Source organism: Ensifer sp. NM-2 (assembly GCF_003024455.1).
Classification (GTDB): Bacteria; Pseudomonadota; Alphaproteobacteria; order Rhizobiales; family Rhizobiaceae; genus Ensifer; species Ensifer canadensis.
This window is the reverse complement of sequence record NZ_PVZR01000147.1, coordinates 1-443: the sequence shown is the minus strand read 5'-3', so window position 1 is coordinate 443 and position 443 is coordinate 1. Positions and strand designations below refer to the sequence as shown.

1 pseudogene is annotated in these 443 nt (G+C 72.5%); it reads right to left on the bottom strand.

Going from position 1 to position 443, the window contains the following annotated elements:
* Positions 1-194: 194 nt before the first annotated feature.
* Positions 195-443: pseudogene (locus C6558_RS39215) on the bottom strand (RNase J family beta-CASP ribonuclease); the annotation flags it as partial.

Sequence of the window (443 nt, the reverse complement as noted above, 5' to 3'; positions counted from 1 at the left end):
CGCAGGGGCGCGGCGGGCAGGTCGGCCTCGGGGACGGTCGCGGTCGACCCCTTCCGTCCGGAGCCTCGGCGTCCGGCGGAGCCGGAGCGGGACGTGGCGGAGGAGGAGGACGAACGCGTGGGGGAAGTACGGGTCGCCATGCCCACCAAACTACCGCGAACCGCGGACACGGCAGGCATGGCGACCCGGAGGGGTCAGGCCTCCAGGACCACCGGGATGATCATCGGGCGGCGGCGCAGCTTGCGGTTGACCCACGTGCCGACGGTCCGGCGGACCACCTGCTGGAGCTGGTGGGCGGTGTGGTCCTTGCTGGACTGCACGGCCTCCTCGAGCGCCCGGACGATCTTCGGCTTGATTTCCTCGAACACCTTCTCGTCCTCGGCGACGCCGCGGGCGTGGACGTCCGGGCCGGACACGATCGCGCCGGTCTGCCGGTTGACCAC